General features: G+C 69.4%; 3 protein-coding genes. All 3 read left to right on the top strand.

Annotated elements, in window-relative coordinates; translation table 11 throughout:
• Nucleotides 1-113: 113 nt before the first annotated feature.
• Genes J2T47_RS19560 through J2T47_RS19550 form a run of 3 tightly spaced genes read left to right on the top strand, consistent with a single transcriptional unit; the run spans nt 114 to nt 21,717 of the window.
• Nucleotides 114-12,878: a non-ribosomal peptide synthase/polyketide synthase gene (locus J2T47_RS19560; protein WP_253450419.1), complete on the top strand. Its 12,765-nt coding sequence runs from the start codon at nt 114-116 to the stop codon at nt 12,876-12,878.
• Nucleotides 12,878-20,758: a non-ribosomal peptide synthetase gene (locus J2T47_RS19555; RefSeq protein ID WP_253450416.1), complete on the top strand. Its 7,881-nt coding sequence runs from the start codon at nt 12,878-12,880 to the stop codon at nt 20,756-20,758. The genes J2T47_RS19560 and J2T47_RS19555 overlap by 1 nt, the downstream gene beginning before the upstream one ends.
• Entirely contained in the window at nt 20,755-21,717 is a 963-nt protein-coding gene (locus J2T47_RS19550) for an alpha/beta hydrolase (RefSeq protein WP_253450413.1), read from the top strand. Before J2T47_RS19555 ends, J2T47_RS19550 begins: the two co-directional genes overlap by 4 nt.
• The last annotated feature ends 293 nt before the right edge of the window (nt 21,718-22,010 follow it).

Genomic DNA, 22,010 nt, shown 5'->3' with positions numbered 1-22,010 from the left:
AGAGGGAACAGCTCGGAGTACCCGGGAAGCGCCTGCGACGGCCATGCCCCGGTACTCCCCACGAATTTCCCTCCGGCGGGCCCCACGCGCCCGCCGACAGAACAGGTGATGTCATGAACGACCGTTACGAAGCCGCAGGAAACCTGGTCGAGGCCCTGCTGCAACGCGCCTGCGAAATGCCGCGCAAGACTGCCCTGCGATTCATCGCCGAGAATGTCGAACAGCCCATCAGCTTCCGCGAACTGGACGAGCGCGCCCGCGCCATGGCCGCCTGGATGCTGCGCCACGGCCAGCACGGCGACCGCGCCGTGTTGCTGCTGCCCAGCGGCCCGGAGTACGTCACCGCGTTCTTCGCCTGCCTCTACTCGGGGATCATCGCCGTGCCGGCCTATCCGCCGGAGTCGGTGCGCCCGCAGCACCTGGCGCGCCTGCGCTCCATCCTCGACGATGCCGAACCGAGCCTGGTGCTCACCGACTCCACGCTGATCGAAGCCCTGCGCCCGGCCTGTGAGCGCGAGGACGGTGACAGCCCGCTGCTGCTGGCGGTGGACCAGACTGACCCGGCGCTGGCCGTCGAGTGGCAGATGCCCGAGCTGGCCGACGACGACATCGCCTTCCTGCAGTACACCTCCGGCTCCACCTCGACGCCCAAGGGCGTGCAGGTCAGCCACGGCAACCTGGTGGCCAACGAGCGCCTGATCCGCCACGGCTTCGGCATCGGTGACGACGACGTGATCGTCAGCTGGCTGCCGCTGTTCCACGACATGGGCCTGATCGGCGGCCTGCTGCAACCGATCTACAGCGGCATCGAATGCGTGCTGATGTCGCCGCGCTACTTCCTCGAGCGCCCGCGCCGCTGGCTGGAAGCCATCGCCCGCTTCGGCGGCACCGTCAGCGGCGGGCCGGACTTCGCCTACCGCCTGTGCTGCGAGCGGGTCAACGAGGCTGCCATGGAAGGCCTCGACCTGAGCAAATGGCGCGTGGCCTTCTCCGGCTCCGAGCCGATCCGCCCGGATACCCTGGAGCGCTTTGCCGCCTGGTTCGCCCCGGCGCAGTTCGACGCCTCGTCCTTCTACGCCTGCTACGGCCTCGCCGAAGCGACCCTATTCGTCACCGGCGGCGTGCGCGGTGACGGCATCGGCCAGCTGGAAGTGGACCTCGACGCCCTGGGCGAGAACATTGCCCGTCCGGGCCGTGGCTCCTCGCTGATCAATTGCGGCCGCGCCCAGCCCGACCATGAAATCCAGCTGGTCGATCCGGTGAGCGGCGAAAGCCTCGGCCCGGACCGCGTCGGCGAGATCTGGAGCAGCGGCCCCAGCGTCGCCCTCGGCTACTGGCGCAACCCGGAAGCCAGCGCGCGCACCTTCGTCGAGAAGGACGGCCGGACCTGGCTGCGCACCGGCGACCTGGGCTTCCTGCACAACGACGAACTCTTCGTCACCGGCCGCCTCAAGGACATGCTCATCGTCCGCGGCCAGAACCTCTACCCGCAGGACCTGGAACGCTGCGTCGAGGAAGAGGTGGATCTGGTGCGCAAGGGCCGCGTCTCCGCCTTTGCCATCGAGCACCAGGGCCGCGAAGGCATCGGCATTGCCGCCGAAGTCGGGCGCAGCGTGCGCAAGCTGATCTCCGCCGAGGCACTGGCCAGGGCTATCTCCGCCGCCGTGGCGGAAACCTTCCAGGAATCGCCGCTGGTGGTGGCACTGCTGGAGCCGGGCGCACTGCCCAAGACCTCCAGCGGCAAGCTGCAACGCTCGGCCTGCCGAACCCAGCTGCTCGACGGCAGCCTGCAGGCCTACGCCATCCAGCGCGCTGGCGAGCCGATCAGCGACGGCGCCAGCGCCAAGCCGGTTGCGCCACTCTCGGCCGAGGAGCAAGCCATCGCCGCACTGTGGAGCGAAGTGCTGGAGCTGCCGGCGATCCGCCGCGACGACAACTTCTTCGCCCTCGGCGGCAACTCGATCAAGGCCACCCAGCTGATGGCGCGCCTGCGCGAACGTCTTGGCCGCGCCGTGGAATTGCGCCTGCTGTTCGAGGCGCCGGAGCTGGGCGCCTTCGCCGCCGCCCTGGCAGCCTTGCCGACTGCTGCAGTCGAAAGCGTGCCGCAGGTCCCGCGTGACGGCCTGCTGCCGCTGTCGCCGGCCCAGCGCCGCCTGTGGTTCCTCTGGAAGCTGGAGCCGGAAAGCGCCGTCTACCACATCGCCGGGCGCATGAACCTGCGCGGCGAACTGCGCCGCCCGGCGGTGGAGCAGGCGTTCGCCGTGCTGCTGGGCCGCCATGAAACCCTGCGCAGCCGCTTCCTCGAACAGGCCGATGGCGAGGTATCGCTGCGCCTGTCCGACGTCACTCAAGTGGAACTCAGCGAAAGCGACTTCAGCTCCCTGGGCAACGCCCGCCGCGACATCGCCGCCCGCGAGGACGCCGAGGCCTTCGCCGCGCAGCCCTTCGACCTCGCCAGCGGCCCGCTGCTGCGCCTGCGTCTGCAAAACCTCGGCGGCGGCCGCCAGGCGCTGCTGCTCTGCGTGCACCACATCATCGCCGACGGCTGGTCGCTGAACCTGCTGCTGGACGAGTTCGCCGAGTGCTACCGCGCCATCGTCGAACAACGCGAGCCTGTGCTGCCGGCACTACCGCGCCAGTACCTCGACCTTGCCGCCGCCCAGCAGAACAGGCTGGAAGCGGGCGAGGGCGCCCGCCTGCTGGACTGGTGGAGCGAGCGCCTGGGCAACCAGCATTCGCCGCTGGAGCTGCCATTCACGACCGGCGAAAAAGGCCAGAGCGCCGAGCTCATCGAACGCGAAGTGGACGCTGAACTGACCGGCAAGCTGCGCAGTCTCGCCCAGGCCCACGGCGTGACCTTGCCGATGCTCCTGCTCAGTGCCTACAACCTGCTGTTGCAGCGCTACAGCGGCCAGCACGACCTGCGTATCGGCCTGACCCAGGCCGGCCGCGAGCAGCTCGATAGCGAGCGACTGGTCGGCTTCTTCGTCAACCTGCTGGTGCTGCGCAGCGAGCTGCCCGAAGGCGCCAGCCTGCGCGGCGTGCTCCGCCAGCTGCGCGATGACCTGCTGCAGGCCCAGGCGCACCAGGGCCTGCCGTTCGAACAGTTGGTAGAGGCGCTGCAACCCGAACGCGGCCACGGCCGCCACCCGCTGTGCCAGGTCGCCTTCGATCACCAGTGGCAGCCGCGCGCCGGCAACGGCCTGCCCGGCGTCAGCGTGGAAGCGCTGGAGCAGCTCGACCTGGAAACTCCCTTCGACCTGGTGCTGCGCGTGCGCGAAGGCGAACAGTCCCTGCGCCTCAGCTTCTGCTATGCCCGCGAGCGTTACGCCGCTGCCGGCATGCAGCGCCTGGTCGGGCACTTCCTCGACCTGCTGCGCGCCTTGCCGCAGCTCAATGCCGACGCCGTGCTGGACGCCCGCGACTGGCTGCCCGCCGGCGACTGGAGCATTGCCGTGGCCGGTGATGTGCCGGCCTTCGAGGCGCTGAGCGAAACCATCGCCGCCCAGGCCCGCCGCCATCCGGCCAAGGTCGCGTTGATCGACGAGCAGCGCGAGGTGAACTTCGCCGACCTGGAGGATCGTTCCAACCGCCTGGCGCAACGCCTGATCCAGCGCGGCATTGGCGCCGAGCGCCGGGTTGCCGTGGCCTTTCCGCGCGGCGTGGACATCCCGCTGGCCCTGCTGGCCGTCATGAAAGCCGGCGGCGCGTACCTGCCGCTGGACGTCGACTACCCCAAGGAGCGCCTGGCCTGGCTGATGCAGGATGCCGGCGTCGACCTGCTGCTGACCAACGCCGAGCTGGCCGAGCGCCTGCCGCTGCCCGAAGGCGTCGAGCGCCTGGTGCTGGAAGAGGCCGACCTCGGCAACGCCCTGGCCGTGCGCCCGCTGGTGCGCATCCAGGCGCAGAATCTCGCCTACCTGATCTACACCTCCGGCTCCACCGGCCAGCCCAAGGGCGTTGCCGTGGCCCACGGCGAGATCGCCGCACACTGCCGCGCCATCGGCCAGCGCTACGCCATGAGCGAAGCCGACCGCGAGCTGATCTTCATGTCCTTCGCCTTCGACGGCGCCCACGAGCGCTGGCTCACCGCGCTGTCCCACGGCGGCAGCCTGCTGATCCGCAATGACGGGCTGTGGACTGCCGAGCAGACCCTGGAACAGCTGCGACGCCACGCCGTGACGGTCGCCGCCTTCCCGCCGGCCTACCTGCAGCAACTGGCGGAACAGGCCTTGATCACCGGTCACGCGCCGAGCATGCGCATCTACTGCTTCGGCGGCGATGCGGTGCCGGAAGCGGCCTATCACCTGGCCCACCAGGCGCTGAAACCGCAGCACCTGATCAACGGCTACGGCCCGACCGAAACCGTGGTCACCCCGATGCTCTGGAAGGCTGATGCCCGCACCACCTGCGGCGCGGCCTACGCCCCCATCGGCGAAGTGGTTGGCGAGCGCAGCCTGTACATCCTCGACGACCGCCTGCAGCCGCTGCCGCGCGGCGTGGCGGGGGAACTGTACATCGGCGGCCACGGCCTGGCCCGTGGTTACCACCAGCGCGCCGGCATGACTGCCGAACGCTTCGTCGCCGACCCTTATGCCGATGGCCTACGCCTGTACCGCAGCGGTGACCGCGTGCGCTGGCGTGAAGACGGCGCGCTGGACTACCTCGGCCGCGTCGACCAGCAAGTCAAGATTCGTGGCTTCCGTATCGAGCCGGGCGAGATCGAAGCGCGCCTGCGCGCGTTGCCCGGCGTGCGCGAGGCAGCCGTGATCGCCCGCGATAGCGAGCGCGGCAAGCGCCTGCTGGGCTATGTCGTCGGCGAAGCGCTGTCGGAAGATGCCCTCAAGGCCGCGCTGCGTTCGGAGCTGCCGGAGTACATGGTGCCTTCGCGCCTCCTGGTGCTGGAGCAGATGCCGCTCAACGCCAACGGCAAGATCGACCGCAAGGCGCTGCCCGAACCGCAGGAACCTGTCGGTACCAGCGAGGCGCCGCGTGATGGCCTGGAGAGCCGCGTCGCCGCCGTCTGGTCCGAAGTGCTTGGCGTACCCGCCGTGGGCCGCGAGGATGACTTCTTCGAACTGGGCGGCCACTCGCTGCTGGCCACGCAAGTCGTCTCCCGCCTGCGCCGCGACCTGGGCTGCGAAGTGCCGCTGCGTGACCTGTTCGAAGCCAGCCGCCTGGACGAATTCGCTGCACGGCTGACGGTTCTTGCGCCCAGCGCGCGCCCGGCGTTGCGCGCCGTGGCCCGCGACGGCGACCTGCCGCTGTCCGCCGCCCAGAGCCGTCTGTGGTTCTTCTGGCAGATGGAACCGGCCAGCGCCGCCTACAACGTGCCGGGCGCGCTGCGCCTGCGCGGCCAGCTGGACGAGTCCGCGCTGCGCCGTGCCTTCGACGCCCTGGTGGCGCGCCACGAAACCCTGCGTACCACCTTCGATGAAGTGGACGGCCAGGCCTTCCAGCGCATCCAGCCGGCGCAGCCCCTGGACCTCGCGCGGGTCGACCTGTCCGCTGAAAAAGAGGCCGAAAGCGCCGCGCGCCATCTGGCCGAGGAGGAAGCACAGCGTCCGTTCGACCTGCGCAACGGCCCGCTGCTGCGCCTGACCCTGCTCAAGCTGGCCGACGCCGACCATGTGCTGCTGCTGACGCTGCACCACATCGTCTCCGATGGCTGGTCGATCCGCGTGCTGGTGGACGAGTTCAGCCGCCTCTACGGCGCCTTCGCCGCGGGCGAGGACCTGCAACTGCCGGCATTGCCGGTGCAGTACGCCGACTACGCCCAGTGGCAGCGCGAGCTGCTGGCAGGCGAGGAGGGCCAGCGTCAGCTGGCCTGGTGGACCGAGCAACTGAGCGTCGAGACGCCCGTGCTGGAACTGGCCGCCGACCGCCCGCGCCCGGCGGTCCAGAGCTACCGTGGCGGCAGCCTCGGCTTCAGCCTGGACGCCGGCCTCGGCAGTCGACTCAAGCAACTGGCCCGTGAACAGGACGTCACCCTGTTCATGCTGCTGCTCGGCGCCTACGCCGTGCTGATGCAACGCTACAGCGGCCAGCGCGACCTGCGCGTCGCGGTGCCCATCGCCAACCGCCAGCAGCTGGAAACCGAGGGGCTGATCGGCTTCTTCGTCAACACCCAGGTCATGCCCTGCGCGCTGGCCGACGACGAATCCTTCGCCGCGCTGCTGGCACGCCTCAAGCCGCTGGCCCTGGGCGCCCAGGCGCACCAGGACCTGCCGTTCGAACAGCTGGTGGAAGCCCTGCAGCCCGAGCGCAGCCTGGCCTACAACCCGCTGGTGCAGGTGAAGTTCAACTTCGGCTTCGATGTCAGCCGCCTGCCCGATGCCGGTGCGCTGAAGCTGGAATTGTTCAGCGAAGAACAGTACGGCGCGCGCTTCGACCTCGCCCTGGACATGGCCGAGGCGCTGGACGCCAGCGGCCAGCCGGGCGATGAGCTGCGCGGCAGCTTCGTCTATGCCCGCGACCTGTTCGACGAGGACAGCGTCGCCGCCATCGCCGGCCAGTTCGAAGCGCTGCTGCGCCAGCTGTGTGCCGAGCCGCAGCGCGCCCTCGGCGAATTGCCGCGCCCGGTCGCCTCGCGCCGTCGTGGCGAAGCCCGCCAGTGGCCGCAGCAGGATGTGCTTGGCCTGTTCGCCGCGCAGGTGGCCGAGCAGCCAGACGCCATCGCCGTGCAGGACGACAGCATCCGCTACAGCTATGCCGAGTTGGACCAGCGCAGCAACCGCCTGGCCAACGCGCTGATCGCCAGCGGCGTGGAGCAGGGCGAGTGCGTCGCCCTCTGCCAGGAGCGCAGTGCGCAGTGGGTGCTCCTGCTGCTGGGCGTGCTCAAGGCCGGCGCCACCTACGTGCCGCTGGACCCGGCGCAACCCGCCGAGCGGCTGCGCCAGTTGCTCGCCGACAACGGCATCGGCCGCGTGCTGGTGAGCGAGGCGGCGCTGCTGGAAACCTTCGGTGCCGCCACGCTGATCCAGGCCGGTGGCCCGGAGCAGGGCAGCGCTGCCGCACCTGCGCGGAGCATCGACCCGCAGCAGGCCGCCTATGTGATCTTCACCTCCGGCTCCACCGGCCAGCCCAAGGGCGTGCGCGTCAGCCACGGGGCGTTGGCCAACTATGTGCAGGCCGTGCTCGAACGCCTGCAGCTGGACCAGGGCCGCGCCCGGGGCCTGGGCCTGGCGATGGTCTCCTCGGTGGCTGCCGACCTCGGCCACACCACGCTGTTCGGCGCACTGTGCGGCGGTGGTCGCCTGCACCTGGCGGACGCCCAGGCCGTGGCCGATGCCGAGCGCTTCGCTGCGTTCATGCAGGACGTGGACGTGCTGAAGATCGTCCCCAGTCATCTCGCCGGCCTGCTGGCCGCCGCGCCCAACGCCGCCGCCGTGCTGCCACGTCGTCTGCTGGTGGTGGGTGGTGAAGCCTGCGACCGCGCGCTGCTGCAGCCGATCCGCGAGCTGTCGCCCAAGCTGCGCATCGTCAACCACTACGGCCCCAGCGAATCCACCGTCGGTGTGCTGACCTATGAATGGTCGCTGCTGGATGACCTGCCGCAAGGCAGCCTGCCCATCGGTACGCCGCTGGCCAACACCGCCATCCGCGTGCTCGACGAGAACGGCCGAGACCTGTTGCCCGGCGTGCCCGGTGAGCTGTATCTCGGCGGCGCCGGCCTGGCGCTGGGTTACCTCGGCCTGCCGGAGATGACCGCCGAGCGCTTCGTAGAGATCGAAGGCGAGCGCCTGTACCGCAGTGGCGACCGTGTGCGCCTGAGCCGTCGCGGCCTCGTGGAATTCCTCGGACGCGTGGATGACCAGGTGAAAATCCGTGGCTACCGCGTCGAGCCGGGTGAACTGGCGCAAGCGCTCAAGAGTCTGCCCGGCGTGCGCGATGCCGTGGCATTGGCCGAGCGTGACAACGACGGCCCGATGAAGCTGCTGGCCTGGGCCGTGGCCGAGGGACAGAGCGTGGAAAGCCTGCGCGAAGCCCTGGCCGCCGCTGTCCCGGAATACCTGCTGCCGGCCCAGCTGATGCTGCTGGAGCGCCTGCCGCTGAACGCCAACGGCAAGGTCGACCGCAAGGCGCTGCCGCGCGCCGAGGCGGTCGCCAAGGCCGTGGACAGCGCGCCGCTGAGCGAGCTGGAGCAGCGTATCGCCGATATCTGGCAGGCGGTGCTGAAAGTCGAGTGCGTTGGCGCCGAAGACAACTTCTTCGAGCTGGGCGGCGACTCCATCCTCAGCCTGCAGATCATCGCGCGCATCCGCAAACTCGGTTACAAGCTCAGCCCCAAACAGCTGTTCGAGCGGCAGAGCGTCCGCCAACTGGCGCAGTGGCTGGAAAGCCGCGCTCCGGCTGCCCAGGCAACACCCGCGCCGGTGACTGCGGTCAGCGGTGAGGTGGCCCTGTCGCCGGTACAGGCGCGCTTCTTCGAGCGCGTGCCGAGCGCCCAGCGTCACCACTGGAACCAGGCATTGCTGCTGCAACCGCGTGAAGCGCTGGACGGCGATGTTCTCGCCCGCGCGCTGCACTGGCTGGTCGGCCAGCACGACGCGCTGCGTCTGCGCTTCGACGGCAGCCGCCAGCATTACGCCGAGCAGGGCCCGCTGGATATGACGCTGCTCTGGCGCCGCCGCGCCGCCGACGCGCAAACCCTGGAACGCCTGTGCGACGACGCCCAGGCCAGCCTGGATATCGCCAACGGCCCGCTGCTGCGCGCCATGCAGGTCGGCCTGGAAGATGGCAGCGAGCGCCTGCTGCTGGTGATCCATCACCTGGCGGTGGACGGGGTGTCGTGGCGCATCCTGCTGGAAGACCTGCAGTACGCCTGCCGCGAACTGCGCGCCAGCCGCACACCCGCTGCACTGCCGCGCAGCGACAGCTATCAGGCCTGGAGCGCCCGCCAGCAGGCGGCTGCCAATGGCGCCGCCGCTGAGCTGGACTACTGGCAAGCCGAACTGCGCGATGCACCGCGCCTGAACCGCGCTCGCAGCGAAGCCCCGGCCACCTGGAAGGACGCTGCCAACGCGCGCTTCAGCCTCGACGCCGAGACCACCCGGCAACTGCTCGGCCCGGCATTGAAAGCGCAGCGCGTGCAGATCAACGACCTGCTGCTGACCGCGCTGGCCCGTGCCCTGTGCGCCTGGACCGGCGAAACCTCCGCACTGGTGGAGATGGAAGGCCACGGTCGCGACGCCTTCGACGGCGAAGCAGCGCTGGACCTGAGCCGCTCCGTGGGCTGGTTCACCGCGCTTTACCCCGTGCGCCTGCAAGCCGGCGGCGAGCCGGGTGCGGACCTGCGCGCCACCCGCGAACACCTGCGCAACCTGCCGCGCGCCGGCATCGGCTATGGCCAGCTGCGCTATCTCAGCCAGCACGCCGCCAGCCTGCGTGACCTGCCGGCGCCGCAGGTGACCTTCAACTACCTCGGTCAGCTCGACCAGGCCTTCGCCGACGCCGACTTCCTGCCGGCCTTCGAAGGCGTGGGCCGCAGTCAGCCGCTGAACGCTGCACTGGGTAACGCACTGGTCTATGCCGGCCGCGTACTGGGCGGCGAGCTGAGCCTGGAAGTCACCTACAGCAGCGCCCTGTTCGACGCCGCGGACATCGATGAGCTGCAGGCGCTGTTGCGCGCCGAGTTGCAAGCGCTGGTCGCATACTGCCTGAGCCATCCCTACAAGCTCGGCGCAAATGACCTGCCGCTGCTCGGTCTCGACCAGCAACAACTCGACGCACTGCCGCTGCCGGCCGGGGTGGAAGACCTCTATCCGCTGTCGCCGATGCAGCAGGGCATGCTGTTCCACGCCCTCGACGTGCCGGGCTCCTCGCTCTACGTCAACCAGCTGCGCGTCGACCTGGATGGCCTCGACGAAGTGCGCTTCCTCGATGCGTGGCGTGCAGTCATTGCCCGCCACGCCAACCTGCGCACCGGCTTCCTCGCCAGCGCCGACGCCGCGCCGCTGCAGTTCGTCCTGCGCGACGTGCAGTTGCCGGTGCAGTCCTTCGACTGGCGCGGCCAGCAGGTGAGTGAGCAACAGCTTGAAAACGTCGCTGACGCGCAACGCAACCTCTGCTTCGACCTGGCTAAGCCACCGCTGCAACGCCTGGCCCTGGTGCGCGTGGGCGAGCGTCGCTACCACCTGATCTGGACCTGCCACCACCTGCTGCTGGACGGCTGGAGCAGCGCGCGGCTGATCGGCGAAGTGCTCGCCCTCTACCGTGGCGAGGCGTTGCCGGCGCCGGCAGCGCAGTACGGCGACTACATCGGCTGGCTGCACGCCCAGGACGGCGCGGCCGGCGAGAGCTTCTGGCGCGAGCGCCTGAAGGGCTTCGACGAGCCGACCCTGTTGGCCACCGCTTGCAACGCCGGCTTCCACGAGGAACCGCTGCGCGAGCTGCACAGCCGCCTCGACAGCGCACCGCTGCAACGCTTTGCCCAGGCCCAGCGCATCACCCTCAACACCCTGGTCCAGGGTGCCTGGGCGCTGCTGCTGCAACGCTACTGCGGCCAGCGCAGCGTGACCTTCGGCGCCACCGTGGCGGGGCGCCCGGCCACGCTGCCGGGGGCGGAGGAGAGCCTCGGCCTGTTCATCAACACCCTGCCGATTGTGCAGGCACCGGATGACGCCCAGCGCGTCGGCGACTGGCTGCGCGAGCTGCAGGCCTTCAACCTCGACGTACGCGAGTTCGAGCACACGCCGCTGTACGACATCCAGCGCTGGGCCGGTCGCGGCGGCCAGGCGCTGTTCGACAGCATCATCGTGTTCGAGAACTTCCCCATGGAGGCGGCGCTGGCGTCGTCCGGCGAGGACGAGCTGCGCATCCTCGGCCACCACCCGGTGGACGGCACCAACTACGCCCTGGCCCTGGTGGCCAGCGCTGGCGAACAGCTGGACGTGCGCTACACCTACCGCGCCGACCGCCTCAGCGCGAGCCAGATCGAACAGCTGCGCGGGCACTTCGAGCACCTGCTGCTGGCCCTGGTAGAGGATGCCGAGCGCCCGCTGGGCCGGGTCAGCCAATTGGCCCATGCCGAGCGCAACGAACTGCTGCAACGCTTCAACGACTCCGAGGCGAAGTTCCCCGCCGACGTGCAACTGCAGGAGCTGATCGAGCGCCAGGTCGCCGCGACCCCGGACGCGCTGGCTCTCCAGTTCGGCGACGAGCGCCTGAGCTACGCCCAGCTCAACGCTCGCGCCAACCAGCTCGCACATTGGCTGCGTGGCCAGGGCGTCGGCCCGGACGTGCTGGTCGGCGTCTGCGCCGAGCGCTCGGTGGAGCTGGTGGTGGCCCTGCTGGGCATCGTCAAGGCCGGCGGTGCCTACGTGCCCATGGACCCGGACTACCCGCAGGAGCGCCTGCAGCACATGCTGAGCGATAGCGGCGTGAGCCTGCTGCTGACCCAGCAGCATCTGCTGGAGCGCCTGCCCGCGAGCAACGCTGAGCTGATCTGCCTGGACAGCCAGTGGAGCGAGATCGTCACGGCTTCCGAGCAGAACCCGGCCATCGCCGGCAGCCCGCAGAACCTGGCGTACCTGATCTACACCTCCGGCTCCACCGGCAAGCCCAAGGGCGCCGGCAACAGCCATCGTGCACTGGTCAATCGCCTGAACTGGATGCAGAAGGCCTACGCGCTGGATGCCTCCGACCGCGTGCTGCAGAAGACCCCGTTCAGCTTCGACGTGTCGGTGTGGGAATTCTTCTGGCCGCTGCTGACCGGCGCCGCCCTGGTGGTTGCCGCGCCCGGCGCGCACCGCGATCCGGCAGCACTGCGCCAGGTGATCGAGGCGGGGCAGGTCACCACGCTGCACTTCGTGCCGTCGATGCTGCAGGCCTTCGTCGCCTCCGGTGAGCTGGAGCGCTGCCCGTCGTTGCTGCAGGTGATGTGCTCCGGCGAGGCGCTGCCCTATGAGCTGCAACAGCAGTTCCGCCAGCGCAGCAGTGCCAGGCTGCACAACCTCTACGGCCCGACCGAGGCGGCGATCGACGTCAGCTTCTGGGCCTGCGACGAGGACAACGCGCGGCAGGTCGTGCCCATCGGCCGGCCCATCGACAACCTGCGCCTGATGCTGCTGGACGAGCGCCTGGAGCCGGTGCCGCAAGGCGTGGCCGGTGAGTTGTACATCGGCGGAGTCGGCCTGGCGCGCGGTTACCACGCTCGTCCCGGCCTGACTGCCGAGCGCTTCGTGGCTGACCCCTTCGGCAGTGGTGAGCGCCTCTACCGCACCGGCGACCTGGCGCGCCAGCGCGAAGACGGCGCCATCGAATACCTCGGCCGCCTCGACCACCAGGTGAAGATTCGCGGCCTGCGTATCGAACTGGGCGAAATCGAGGCGCGCCTGCAGGCCCACCCGCAGGTCAGCGAAGCCGTGGTGGTGGCCAGGGACGGCGTGCTGCTGGCCTACGTGGTCGCCAGCGTCGAACCGGAAACCCTGCGCCAGGCGCTGCAAGGCGAGCTGCCGGACTACATGGTGCCGTCGCGGATCATCGCCCTTGACGCCATGCCGCTGTCGCCCAACGGCAAGCTGGACCGCAAGGCCCTGCCGGACCCGCAGCTGGGCGACAGCCTGCGCGAGTACGTGGCGCCGCGCAGCGACCTGGAAGTCGAGCTGGCCGGCATATGGCAGCACGTGCTGCAGGTGGACCGCGTCGGCCTGCACGACGACTTCTTCGAACTGGGCGGCCATTCGTTGCTGCTCACCCAGGTCGGCCTGACCCTGCGTCAGCGCCTGGGCCTGGAACTGCCGCTGCACCGCCTGTTCGAGCTGAGCAACATCGAAGCGCTGGCCGCCTGGATCGAAGCCCAGCGCGCAGGCTCCGCCAGCGCGGAAGAGGAACTGGACCTGATGGATGAACTGCTCGGCGAGCTGGAGAATCTGTAATGACACACCCGATGGACGCCCAGCTGAAACAGGTCGCGGAGCGCCTTGGCGCGCTGCCCGAGGACAAGCAGATCATCTTCCTGCGTCAGCTGCGCGAAAAAGGCGTGAGCCTGTCGCGCCTGCCGATCCTCCGCGAGGGGCGCGAGCACGCGCCGCTCTCGGCGGCCCAGGCGCGCCTGTGGTTCCTCTGGCAGATGGAGCCGCACAGCGCCGCCTACAACATTCCCGCCGCCGTGCGCCTGCGCGGCGCGCTGGACGAGGGCGCGCTGGAGCGGGCCTTCGCCGCGCTGATCGCGCGCCATGAAAGCCTGCGGACGGTGTTCCGCACTGCAGAGGACCGCTCTGGTAGGGCGAATGACGCGCAGCGTCATCCGCCGCAGGCTGGGCAGAGTGCGGTGGCGGATAACGCTGGCGCGTTATGCGCCCTACAGGAGCCGGATGGCGAGGTGCTGCAGTGCATCCTGCCGCCGGCCCCGGCGCATCTGGAGGCGAAGGATTTCGGCGGCGAAGCCGAGGCGCGGCAATGGCTCAACGAGTGCGCCCAGCGCTCCTTCGATCTCGCCGAAGGCCCGCTGCTGCGCCTGCACCTGGCGCGCCTGCCGGGCGAAGCGCTGCTGCTGGTGAACCTGCACCACATCATTGCCGACGGTTGGTCCATCGGCGTGCTGATCGATGAGTTCGCCGCTTTGTACAGCGCCGAGGTGCAAGGCACCCAGGCCGCGCTGGAAGCCTTGCCGATCCAGTACAGCGACATCGCCCGCTGGCAGCGCCTGTGGCTGGCGGCCGGTGAGGGCGAGCGACAGCTGGCCTACTGGAAGGAGCAGCTGGGCGAGGAGTCCCTGCTGCTGACCCTGCCGGGCGACCGGCCGCGCCCGCTGGTACAGAGCTATCGCGGCGCGACGCTGGACTTCGAGCTGCCCCGCGCGCTCAGCGACGTCCTGCGCGAACTGGCGCGGGGGCAGGGCGCCACGCTGTTCATGCTGATTCTTGCGGCCTACCAGTTGCTGCTGTCGCGCTACAGCGGCCAGCGCGAACTGCGTGTGGGGGTACCCATCGCCGGCCGTGGCTGCGCCGAGAGCGAAAGGCTGATCGGCTTCTTCGTGAATACCCAGGTGCTGTCGGCGCGCATCGATGGCGACGAATCCTTCAACGCTTTCCTCGTCCGCACCCGCGAGGCGGTGCTGGGCGCCCAGGCCAACCCGGACCTGCCGTTCGAACAACTGGTGGACGCACTGCAACCCGAGCGAAGCCTGAGCTACAACCCGCTGTTCCAGGTGGCCTGCAACCATCAGCCGAGCCGCCGCGACGCCCTTCGCGAGCTGCCCGGCGGCCTGCAGCTGGAAAGCCTGGAGCTGGACAGCGGCATCGCCAAGTTCGACCTGACCCTGAACACCGAGGAGAGTCGCGACGGCCAGGTGCGCGGGCAGTTCATGTACGCCACCGACCAGTTCGACGCGGCGACCATCCAACGCCTGGGCGGGCACTTCCTCAACCTGCTGCAGGCCGTGGTGCGCGACCCGCAATGCCCGGTGGCGCGCCTGCCGCTGCTCGATGGCAGCGAGCGCGAGCAACTGCTCTACGGCTGGAACGCCACCGCGATGGACTACCCGCGCGAAGCCTGCCTGCACCAGCTGATCGAACAGCAGGTGCAGCGCTCGCCCGCTGAGGTGGCGCTTACCGACGGCCAGCGCAGCTTCAGCTACGCCGAACTGAATAGCCGCGCCAACCGCCTCGCGCACTGGCTGCGCGCGCAGGACGTCGGCCCGGACAGCCGTGTCGGCGTCGCCCTGGAACGCTCGGTGGAGCTGCCGGTAGCGTTGCTGGCGGTGCTCAAGGCGGGTGGCGCCTACGTGCCGCTGGACCCGGAATTTCCCGCCGAACGCCTGGCGCACATGCTCGAAGACGGCGGCGTGCGCCTGCTGCTGACCCAGCAGCACCTGCTCGGCGAGTTGCCGCAGACGGGCGCCCATGCCTTCTGCCTGGACCGCGACTGGGCCCAGCTGGATGGCTACGCCGACAGTGACCTGACGAACCTCGCCAAGCCGGATGATCTCGCCTACGTCATCTACACCTCCGGCTCCACCGGCAAGCCCAAGGGCGTCGCGGTGCGCCATGGCGGGGTGGTCAACTTCATGCTCAGCATGGCCCGCGAGCCGGGCCTTGGCGCGCAGGACCGCGTGCTCGCGCTGACCTCGCTGTCCTTCGACATTTCCGCATTGGAGCTGTACCTGCCGCTGCTGGTCGGCGGCCGTGTGGTGCTGGTTGACCGCGACGTCGCCCGCGACCCGTCGCGCCTGCTCGGCGTGGCGCTGGAGCAGGGCGTGACGGTGATCCAGGCGACTCCCAGCACCTGGACGCTGCTCAGCGGCCACGAGGACTTCCCGCGCCTGACCGGCTGCCGTTTCTTCTGCGGCGGCGAAGCGTTGTCTGCCGAGCTGGCGGACAAGCTCACCGCACAAACAGAAGCGCTGTGGAACCTCTACGGCCCCACCGAAACCACCATCTGGTCGGCGGCCTGGAAGATCGCCAAGGGCGCCCGCGCGCTGCTCGGCAAGCCCATCGCCAATACCCAGTTGTACATCCTCGATGGCGAGCTGCAACCCGCGCCGATTGGCGTGGCGGGCGAGCTGTACATCGCCGGTGACGGCCTGGCGCGCGGCTATCACGGGCGTCCGGAGCTGACCAGCGAGCGCTTCGTCGCCGACCCGTTCAGCCCGGAGCGCGACGCGCGCATGTACCGCACCGGCGACCTCGCGCGCTGGCGTGCAGACGGCGTGCTGGAATACCTCGGGCGCATCGACCACCAGGTGAAGATCCGCGGCTTCCGTATCGAACTGGGCGAGATCGAGTCGCGCCTGCTCGGCCAGCCTGGCGTGCGCGAGGCGGTGGTGATCGCCCGCGACGCGGGGCAGGTGAAGCAACTGGTGGGCTACGTGACCGGCCAGATCGATTCAGACCTGCGTGCTGCTTTGCTGGATGAGCTGCCGGACTACATGGTCCCCGCGCAGATCGTCCTGCTCGAGCGCATGCCGCTGACGCCCAACGGCAAGCTCGACCGCAAGGCTCTGCCGGAGCCGGACTTCAGCCTGTTGCAGAAGACCTACCGCGCGCCCGAGAGCGAGCGCGAACAGACCCTCGCGGCCATCTGGTGCGCCGTGCTCGGCCTTGAGCGGGTGGGGCTGGACGACAACTTCTTCGAGCTGGGCGGCGACTCCATCGTCTCCATCCAGGTGGTCAGCCGCGCCCGTGCCGCCGGCCTGCAACTGAGCCCGAAGGACCTGTTCCAGCACCAGACGCTGCACGCTCTGGCCCGCGTGGCCGGTGATTTCGTAGCGACCGATGCACCGGTTGCCGTCGCCTCCATGGAGGCGCCGGACGCCGCACAGCTGGCCGCACTCGGCCTGAATCCCGAGCAGATCGAAGACCTCTATCCGCTGTCGCCGATGCAGCAGGGCATGCTGTTCCACGGCGTGGACGGCAGCGAGGGCGGTGTCTACGTCAACCAGCTGCGGGTGGAAGTTCACGACCTCGACGTGGAGCGCTTCCGCGGCGCCTGGCAGGCCGCGCTGGATGCCCACGACAACCTGCGGGCCGGCGTGCATTGGCAGGGCCTCGATCAGCCGGTGCAGGCCGTGCACAAGCAGGTCGAGCTGCCGCTGGAAGTCCTCGACTGGCGTGGCCGCGAGGACATGGACGCGGCGCTGGACGAACTGGCCGCCGCCGAGCGCAGCCGCAGCTTCGACCTGGAGCGCCCGCCGCTGCTGCGCCTGGTACTGGTGCGCAGCGCCGAGGCCAGCCACCAGCTGGTCTACACCCATCATCACATCCTGCTCGACGGCTGGAGCAACGCCCAGTTGTTTGCCGAGGCCCTGCGCCGCTACAACGGCGAGAGCATCGCCGAGCAGGGCCGCTACCGCGACTACATCCACTGGCTGCAGGTGCAGGACCAGCAGCAGGCCCAGGATTTCTGGAGCGCGCGGCTGGAGGGTTTCGCCCAGCCCACCGTGCTCGCCGACAGCCTGGCGCGCCCGGCCGAGGGCAGCGGTCACGGCCTGGAATACAGCCGCTACGACGCCACGGCCACCGAGCGCCTGAAGGCCTTCGCCCGCAGCCAGCGGGTCACGCTGAACACCCTGGTGCAGGCCGCGTGGATTCTCCTGCTGCAACGCTACACCGGGCAGCAGCGCGTGGCCTTCGGCGCCACCGTGGCCGGGCGTCCTGCGCAATTGGCGGGCGCCGACAGCCTGCTCGGCCTGTTCATCAACACGCTGCCCATCGTCCAGGCGCCGGCCGAGCAAGCCGATCTCGGCGACTGGCTGCGCGAGCTGCAGGCCTACAACCTGGATGTGCGCGAGTTCGAGCACACGCCGCTGTACGACATCCAGCGCTGGGCCGGCCAGGCCGGGCAGGCGCTGTTCGACAGCATCATCGTGTTCGAGAACTACCCGGTCGACGAGGTGCTGCGCAGCGCCCGGGGTCCGCGCTTCGGCGAGCTGAAGTCGAAGGACGAGACCAGCATTCCCATGGACCTCGCCGTGCGCGTCGGCGAGCGCCTGGAGATCGAGTACCAGTATCTGCGTGCGCACTTCAGCGCTCCTGCCGTGGCACGCCTGCGCGGCAACCTGGAACAGGTGCTGGAGAGCCTGCTGCACGGCGCCGGCAAGCGCGTCGGCGAACTGCAATGCCTGTCCGCCAGTGACCGCGCGGCGCTGGCGGCCTGCCGTGGCCCGCAGCAGTCGCAGCCGACGGTCGAGCCGGTGCAGCTGGCCATCGCCCGCCAGGCTTCGCTGCGCGGCAACGAAGTAGCGTTGCTCTGCGGCGACGAGGAAGTCGACTATGCGGCGCTGGAACGCGATTCCAATCGCCTGGCCCATCGCCTGATGGCGCTGGGTGTCGGCCCGGAAGTCCGGGTCGGCGTGGCCTTGCCGCGCAGCGTGCGTATTCCCCTGGCACTGCTGGCAGTGCTCAAGGCTGGCGGGGCCTATGTGCCGCTGGACGCCGAGTATCCGCGCGAGCGCCTGGAATTCCAGATGGCCGACGCCGGCATCGCGCTGCTGATCACCGACAGCCGCCTGCGCGAGCGCCTGCCGCTGCCGGCGGGCGTGACCTGCCTGGAGCTGGACGGTCTCGATCTCACCGGCGAAGACAGCGACCTGCCGGTGGTGGCGCTGGAGCCGGAAAACCTCGCCTACCTGATCTACACCTCCGGCTCCACCGGCAAGCCCAAGGGCGTGGCGGTCAGCCATGGCCCGCTGGCCATGCACTGTGCGGCCATCGGCGAGCTGTACCGGATGGACGCGGCGACCCGTGAGCTGCACTTCATGTCCTTTGCCTTCGACGGCGCCCACGAGCGCTGGCTGACCACGTTGGTGCATGGCGGCAGCCTGGTGCTGCGCGGCGATGAGCTGTGGACGCCCGAGCAGACCTACCGCGTCCTGCACGACAAGCAGGTGAGCGTCGCGGCCTTCCCGCCGGTGTACCTGCAACAACTGGCCGAGCACGCCCTGCGCGACGGCAACCCGCCGCCCGTGCGTATCTATTGCTTCGGTGGCGATGCGGTGCCCAACGCCAGCTTCGAACTGGCCAAGCGCGCGCTGCGTGCCGAGCACCTGATCAACGGCTACGGCCCCACGGAAACCGTGGTCACGCCGCTGCTGTGGAAGGCCGACCGCGCCACCTCCTGCGATGCTGCCTATGCGCCCATCGGCAAGGGCGTCGGCGCGCGCAAGCTGTACATCCTCGATGAGCACCTGCGCCAGGTGCCGCTGGGAGTGGCCGGCGAGCTGTACATCGGCGGCGATGGCCTGGCGCGGGGTTATCACGAGCGCGCCGGGCTGACGGCCGAGCGCTTTGTCGCCGATCCGTTCGAGGCGCAAGGCGGCCGCCTGTACCGCAGCGGCGACCTGGTACGCGGCCGCGCCGACGGCGTGATCGACTACGTCGGACGCATCGACCATCAGGTGAAGATTCGCGGCTTCCGCATCGAACTGGGCGAGATCGAAGCGCGCCTGCAGGATCACCCGCAGGTCAGCGAGGCGCTGGTGGTGGCCCGCGACGGCATCAGCGGCAAGCAGCTGGTCGGCTACGTGGTCGGTGAAGCGGAAGGCGATGCATTGCGCAACTTCCTCCGCGAGCAGGTGCCGGACTACATGGTGCCGGCGCAGATACTCCGGCTGGAGCGCTTCCCGCTGTCGCCCAACGGCAAGATCGACCGCAAGGCGCTACCCGAGCCAACCTGGCAGGGCGAGGCCTACGAGGCGCCGCGCAACGAGCGCGAGCGTGCCTTGGCGGCCATCTGGCAGGACGTCCTGCAGGTAGACCGCGTCGGCATCCGCGACAACTTCTTCGACCTGGGCGGCGACTCCATCCTCAGCCTGCAGATCGTTTCCCGCGCCCGTCAGGCGCTGGGCGAAGGCGTGGAAATCCGCCTGCGCGACCTGCTGCAGTACCAGACCATCGCCGGACTGCTGGAGCGTGCCGAAAGCGTGGCCGAGGCGGCGCCGACAGCGACCGTGGCAGTGGCCGATGACGGCGAATCCTTCGACCTGGTGCCGATCCAGCAATGGATGTTCGAGCAGCAGCTGGAGGAGCCGAACCACTTCAACCAGGCAGTCCTGCTGGAGTGCCGCCAGCGTCTCGATGCCGAGTCGCTGGAAGCGGCGCTGCAAGGCCTGCTGGCCGAGCACGGCAGCCTGCGCCTGTCGTTCGCCCGTGGGGCCGACGGCCTCTGGCGCCAGCGCTATCGCGAGGCCAGCGAGATCACCGGCGCGCTGCTCTGGCAGCGGCAGGCGGCCAACGCCGAGGAGGCACTTCTGATCGCCAACCAGGCGCAGCGCAGCCTGGACCTGGGCGAGGGCCGGCTGATGCGCGGTGTGCTCACCGATATGGCTGATGGTACCCAGCGTCTGTTGCTGGTAATCCACCACCTGGGCGTGGACGGCGTGTCCTGGCGAATCCTGCTGGAAGAGCTGCAGCAGCGTTACGCAGCGCAGGTCTCTGGCGAGGCGGCGCCGCGCTTCGAGCGCACCAGTGCCTACCGCGCCTGGGCCGAAGGCCTGCGCGACTACGCCGACAGCCAACTGGCCCAGGCCGACCTGCCGTACTGGCTGGAGCAGACCGACAGCACCGGCCTCGGCGAGCCGCAGCGCGACAACCCGCGCGGCGCCGAGCGCATGGCACACCTGGAGCAGCTGTTCCTGCGCCTGGACCGTCAGCAGACTCAGCGCCTGCTGAAGGTGGCGCCGGAGGCCTACCGCACGCAGATCAACGACCTGCTGTTGACCGCCCTCGGCCGCACCCTGTGCAACTGGTGCGACAGCGAATCGGTGCTGATCGGCCTGGAAGGCCACGGCCGCGAGGACATCCTCGACGAAGTCGACCACAGCCGCACCCTGGGCTGGTTCACCAGCCTGTTCCCGCTGCGCCTGACACCGGGACCGGGCGACTACGCCCAGGCCATCCCGGCGATCCGCCAGCAACTGCGCGCGGTCCCGGACAAGGGCATCGGCTACGGCGCCCTGCGCTACCTGGGCGACAGCGCGCTGCGTCGCCAGCTCGCCGCCCGCGCCGAGCCGCGGGTCACCTTCAACTACCTCGGCCAGTTCGACCAGAGCTTCGACGCCAAGGCGCTGTTCGTGCCGCTGCAGGAGAAGCCCGGCGACACCTACGCCGCCAGCACGCCGATGAACAACTGGCTGGAGATCGTCGGCCAGGTCTACGACGGCGAGCTGACCCTGCGCTGCATGTTCAGCCGTCGCGTATTCCGCCCGTCGCGTATCGAGGCGCTGATGGCCCAGCTGCGCACGGAACTGGACGGGGTGATCGGCCATTGCTGCGCCAAGGTGGAAAGCGGCGCGCGCAAGGAGCAAGCCACGGTATGAACGCATTGATGAAAGAGGTCGACATGCTGCATCCGGAGATTTCCGCCTTCCTGGACATGGTCGATGACGGCCGCCGCAGCGGCCGCCCGGCGCTGCACGAACTGCCGCTGGAGCAGGCGCGGCAGGATTTCGAGGCTTCCTCGGCGTCGCTCAAGGCTGGGGCGCCGTCGATGCCGGTGGAAGCGCTGATGATCCCGGCGCGTGAGGGGCGGCAGCTACCGGTTCGCCTGTACCGGCCGGTAGGTTCTGGCGATGGGGCGATCCTGTATTTCCACGGCGGCGGCTACACGGTCGGCAGCCTGGATTCCCATGACGGGCTGTGCCGGTGGCTGGCCCAACACTGCGATTGCGCGGTGATTTCGGTGGGTTACCGGTTGGCGCCGGAAGCGCCGTTCCCGGCCGCGACCCATGACGCCCGTGACGCCTGGAGCTGGTTGCAGGAATCCGCCGTCAGCCTCGGCCTGAATCCATGCCGCCTTGCTGTTGGCGGCGACAGTGCCGGTGCCACGCTGGCTACCGTGCTCTGCGCCGAGCTGGCGGGCGAGGGCGCCGGGCAGCCGAGCGCCCAGCTGCTGTTCTATCCGGCGGCGGATGCCAGTGTGCGCAGCGAGTCCCAGGAGCTGTTCGCCGAGGGCTATCTGCTGGAAACGGCCAGCCTGGACTGGTTCTACCAGAAGTACGTGCCTGACGTTGCGCAGCGCGGTGATTGGCGCTGCTCGCCGGTCCATGCGGGTTCAGCCTTGCAGGGGAGTGCGCCGGCGTTGCTGTTTGCGGCGCAGTTCGATCCCTTGCTGGACGAAGGCCTGGCCTACGCCCATGCCCTGGTGGAGCAGGGCGTGGAAGTGGAGGCGGAGCGCTGCTGCGGGATGACCCACGACTTCCTGCGCATGGGCAACCTGGTGCCGGAGGTGGAGGGGTATTACCGGCGTGTGGCGGAGTTCCTCGCCGCCCATTGGTAAGCCGGCGCTACACCGACTGCAGGAGCGGGCCATGCCCGCGATTCGTCGGCAGGGCCGGCGTATGCCCTGGCTCCGTTAATTTGGGAATGTTGCTTTGGCTTGGGTAGTGCTGCGCCGCCTCGGCGTGCGCGGATATATTGGGTTTCGCCCCCTCGGGCGACCCACTTTGGCAAACGACCCAAAGTGAGCAAAGGTCTTGCCCCGGTACGACTCACCCACATAGGTGACAGTTTTGTTCAGGCACATGGGTAACAGTTTCTAACCTGCAGGGGTCACCTCACGAGGATTGCCCC

This window comes from Pseudomonas nitroreducens, from assembly GCF_024170165.1.
Taxonomy (GTDB): Bacteria; Pseudomonadota; Gammaproteobacteria; order Pseudomonadales; family Pseudomonadaceae; genus Pseudomonas; species Pseudomonas nitroreducens_C.
This window is presented reverse-complemented; position numbering and strand designations above follow the sequence as displayed.